4 protein-coding genes are annotated in these 3596 nt (G+C 72.7%); all 4 read left to right on the top strand.

Translation table 11 applies throughout. The annotated features are described in order from the left end of the window. Positions 1-83: 83 nt before the first annotated feature. Positions 84-1370, top strand: coding sequence for a glycosyltransferase 87 family protein (locus HP507_RS00065; protein ID WP_175349867.1), 1287 nt, complete (start codon positions 84-86; stop codon positions 1368-1370). Beyond that, positions 1367-1675 (top strand): thiamine-binding protein, encoded by a 309-nt coding sequence (locus HP507_RS00070; protein ID WP_175349868.1) that lies wholly within the window; start codon positions 1367-1369, stop codon positions 1673-1675. Before HP507_RS00065 ends, HP507_RS00070 begins: the two co-directional genes overlap by 4 nt. Before the next feature lie 124 nt (positions 1676-1799). Next, positions 1800-1979 carry a hypothetical protein gene (locus tag HP507_RS00075; protein WP_175349869.1) on the top strand — a complete coding sequence of 60 codons (180 nt, stop codon included), beginning with the start codon at positions 1800-1802 and terminating at the stop codon, positions 1977-1979. A 265-nt stretch (positions 1980-2244) separates the two neighbouring features. After that, positions 2245-3510 carry an MFS transporter gene (locus HP507_RS00080; protein ID WP_175349870.1) on the top strand — a complete coding sequence of 422 codons (1266 nt, stop codon included), beginning with the start codon at positions 2245-2247 and terminating at the stop codon, positions 3508-3510. The last annotated feature ends 86 nt before the right edge of the window (positions 3511-3596 follow it).

Raw genomic sequence — 3596 nt, forward strand, 5'->3', positions numbered from 1 at the left:
GCGGGCGCGCTGCGGGCGCGCTCCCGCCGCGCTGCGGGCGCGCTCCCGCCGCGCTGCGGGCGCGCTCCCGCTACGCTCGTCCGGTGCAGAGGACGGTTGGCCGGTCACGGTGGCCCGAGGTGATCGGGTTCGTCGTCGCGTTCGCCGTCGTGCACGCGGTGCTCTGGTACCTGACGTCGATCTCGGCGAACCTGCCGCTCGGCGACGTCACCATCACGTACCGACGGTGGATCGAGACCGGACACACGTCCGGGTTCTGGGTCGGGATCGACGAGGACTGGGTGTACCCGATCCTCGCGATCGTGCCGATGGCGGCCGCCGCGCTCGGGGGCGTCGGCTCGATCGGCACGGGCTGGCTCGTCCTCATGGTCGTGCTCGACGCCGTCGCCTGCGCGTTCCTCTGGCGCTTCCGCGCGTTCGGCGTGCGCGTCGTCTGGTGGTGGCTGGCCTTCCTGCTCGCACTCGGGCCGATCGGCCTCGGGCGCATCGACACCGTCGCCACCGTCCTGGCGCTGGTCGGGGTGGCGTTCGTCGCCACGCGGCCCGCGATCGCCTCGGCGCTGTTCACGGCGGGCGCCTGGACGAAGGTCTGGCCGGCGGCGCTCGTCGGCGTGCTCCTGCTGCTCCGCCGGGGTCACCGACGCGGGGTGCTCGGGAGTGCGCTGGTGCTCACCGCGCTCATCGTGCTCGTCGACGTTCTGTACGGGGGAGCGGCGCACCTGCTGTCGTTCGTCGGGCAGCAGACCGGCCGCGCGCTGCAGATCGAGGCACCCCTCGCCACGCCGTTCATGTGGGCGGCGGCGTTCGGCGTGCCGGGCGCGGCGGTCTACTACGACCGGGAGATCCTGACGTTCGAGGTGTCCGGCGCCGGCACGCACGCGGCCGCCGCGGTGTCGACGCCGCTCATGGCCGTGGTGGTCGTCGTCGGGGTGCTCCTCGCGATGTGGGCGGTCCGTCGCGGTGCCCACCGCACGGAGGCCGCTCCGCTGCTGGCTCTGCTGTTCGTCGCCGCGCTGGTCGCCGCGAACAAGGTCGGGTCGCCGCAGTACATCGGGTGGTTCGCCGTGCCGATCGTGTGGGGGCTCGTCGCCGGTCGGCCGAGCGCTCGGCGCTTCCTGCCGGTCGCCGTCGCCGCGCTGCCGATGGCCCTGCTGACGCAGGTGGTCTACCCCGGGTTCTACGACCAGGTGCTCACGGTGCAGCCGTGGGTGCTCGTCGTGCTCACGCTCCGGAACGCCCTCGAGGTCGGCGTGCTCGTGTGGAGCGTCGTCGCGCTCGTGCGGCTCGGGGTCGCGGCGCGCGGTCGGTCCGACGCTGCGCCGGATCCCGTCGTGCCACCGCTCGCCGAGCCGGGCAGGATGGATGCATGATCGTCGCGTTCTCCGTCGCCCCGTCCGGTGGTCCCTCCGCATCGTCGGACGGGTCCGTGCACGATGCCGTCGCCGCGGCCGTGCGCATCGTCCGCGAGAGCGGGTTGCCGAACCGCACCTCGTCGATGTTCACCGAGGTCGAGGGGGAGTGGGACGAGGTCATGGACGTCGTCAAGCGCGCCACCGAGGCCGTCGGTGCGTACGGCACGCGGGTGTCGCTCGTGCTCAAGGCCGACCTCCGGCCGGGCCGCACGGGCGAGATCGACGGCAAGCTGGAGCGGCTGGAAGCGGCGCTCGGCGACTGACCCCTGGGCTGTTGCTCCATCCCGCCACGACACGCCGGGGGCTTCCCGCGGATGTCGGTGGTCGGGTGTCTGATGGTGCCCATCGAGCCACACCGGGTGGCTGCGAGACGACGAGGAGCGCGTGATGATGCACGACGGCTGGTGCCCCGACTGCGACCTGCGGACGGTCGTCATCGACACGGACGAGCAGGGCGACCACGCCTGGGCGACCTGCACCGAGTGCGGCTCCGGGTGGGTCCACCGTGACGAGCTCCCCGAGGAGACCATGGACGCTCCTGTGGACGCCGGACGTCGCGCGGCCTGACGTCGGTCGAATCGATTCGGCCGACGGTCTTCCGTCGGGGGTTTGGAGCGGTCTACACTGCTGAGACCGGCTGCCTGCGGTGGCTGGTCGTCCCCGTTCGCCGCTGAACCAGGACCGTCCTCCATCCGTCTCCCGGCGGCCGCCTCCGCGGCACGGTCCGACGCAGGAGGCCCGGTGCGGCCGCCACGCGCACCGACGGTCCCAGCCGACTCCCGTGAGTCGACGTCCGGAACCCGTCCCGCTCCTCCCGTCCGAAACAGGCATCATGTCCCAGCTCACGCCTGCGCGCCGCGCACTCGCGCTCATCGCCCTCGCCCTCGGCGGGTTCGCCATCGGGTCGACCGAGTTCGTCGCGATGGGGCTCCTGCCGAACATCGCCGAGGCATTGCTCCCGCACCAGTACGGCCTCGACCCGGACGCCGGGCTCGCCCACGCCGGCTGGCTCGTCAGTGCGTACGCCCTCGGTGTGGTCGTCGGCGCGCCCACGATCGCGGCGATGTCGGCCAGGTTCCCGCGCAAGGGCCTCATCCTCGTGCTGCTCGTCGGGTTCGTCGTCGCCACGGTCGCCAGTGCCGTCCTGCCGTCGTTCGGCCTCGTCCTCGTGGCGCGGTTCGTCGCCGGTCTGCCGCACGGCGCGTACTTCGGCATCGCGTCGATCGTCGCCGGGGACATCATGGGGCCGGGCAAGCGCGGCAAGGGCATCGCGATGGTGCTGCTCGGCCTGTCGGTCGCGAACGTCGTCGGCGTCCCGGCGATCACCTGGGTCGGGCAGGTCGCCAGCTGGCGCATCGCGTACGGCGTCGTCGCCGTCCTGTTCGCACTGACGTTCCTCGCCGTGCTGGCCTTCGTCCCGCGGAGCGCCCGTGACGCGCACGCCACGATCGGCCGCGAGCTCCGTGCCTTCCGCGTGCCGCAGGTCTGGATGGTCATGGGGCTGGGTGCCGTCGGCTTCGGCGGGTTCTTCGCGGTGTACTCGTACATCTCGCCGCTCGTGCAGCACGTCACGGGGCTGCCCGAGTCCTTCGTGCCCCTCGTCCTCGTGGTCGTCGGGATCGGCATGGTCGTCGGCGGGGTCCTCGGCGGGCACCTGGCCGACCACAGCGTCAAGCGCACGATCTACGTCGGCATGTTCGCGCTCATCGGCGCACTGCTCGTGACCGTCCTCACCGCGCAGTGGGTGTGGGGGATCTTCCTCGGGGCGTTCCTGCTCGGCGCGACCTCGTCGGCGATCCCGCCGGCCGTGCAGTCCCGCCTGATGGACGTCGCCGGAGACGCCCGCACCATCGCGGCGGCGCTCAACCACTCGGCGTTCAACATCGGTAACTCGCTCGGTGCGGCCCTCGGCGGCGCGGTCATCGCGGCCGGCTTCGGCTTCACGGCACCGGGGTGGCTCGGCATCGTGCTGGCGCTGCTCGGCGTGCTCATGACGATGCTCAGCTTCGGGGCCGAGCGGAGGAGCACCCGGCGCGCGGCGCTCCGGTCGTCGTCGCCCTCCACGGGGCCGATCACGGCGCCGATCCCGCTCGTCTGACGCGGCGGCTCGACATCCCCGCCAAAGCGACAGGTGCACGCGGGGCCCCGCCGTCCGTTCCGCGAAAGCGACAGAGTGCCGCCGGA

This window comes from Curtobacterium pusillum (assembly GCF_013359865.1).
GTDB classification, from domain to species: domain Bacteria; phylum Actinomycetota; class Actinomycetes; order Actinomycetales; family Microbacteriaceae; genus Curtobacterium; species Curtobacterium pusillum.

Bases quoted from the DNA above. Each gene is read 5' to 3' on its own strand.
- HP507_RS00070 (WP_175349868.1), top strand. From the start codon at position 1,367: ATGATCGTCGCGTTCTCCGTCGCCCCGTCCGGTGGTCCCTCCGCATCG.
- HP507_RS00075 (WP_175349869.1), top strand. From the start codon at position 1,800: ATGATGCACGACGGCTGGTGCCCCGACTGCGACCTGCGGACGGTCGTC.
- HP507_RS00080 (WP_175349870.1), top strand. From the start codon at position 2,245: ATGTCCCAGCTCACGCCTGCGCGCCGCGCACTCGCGCTCATCGCCCTC.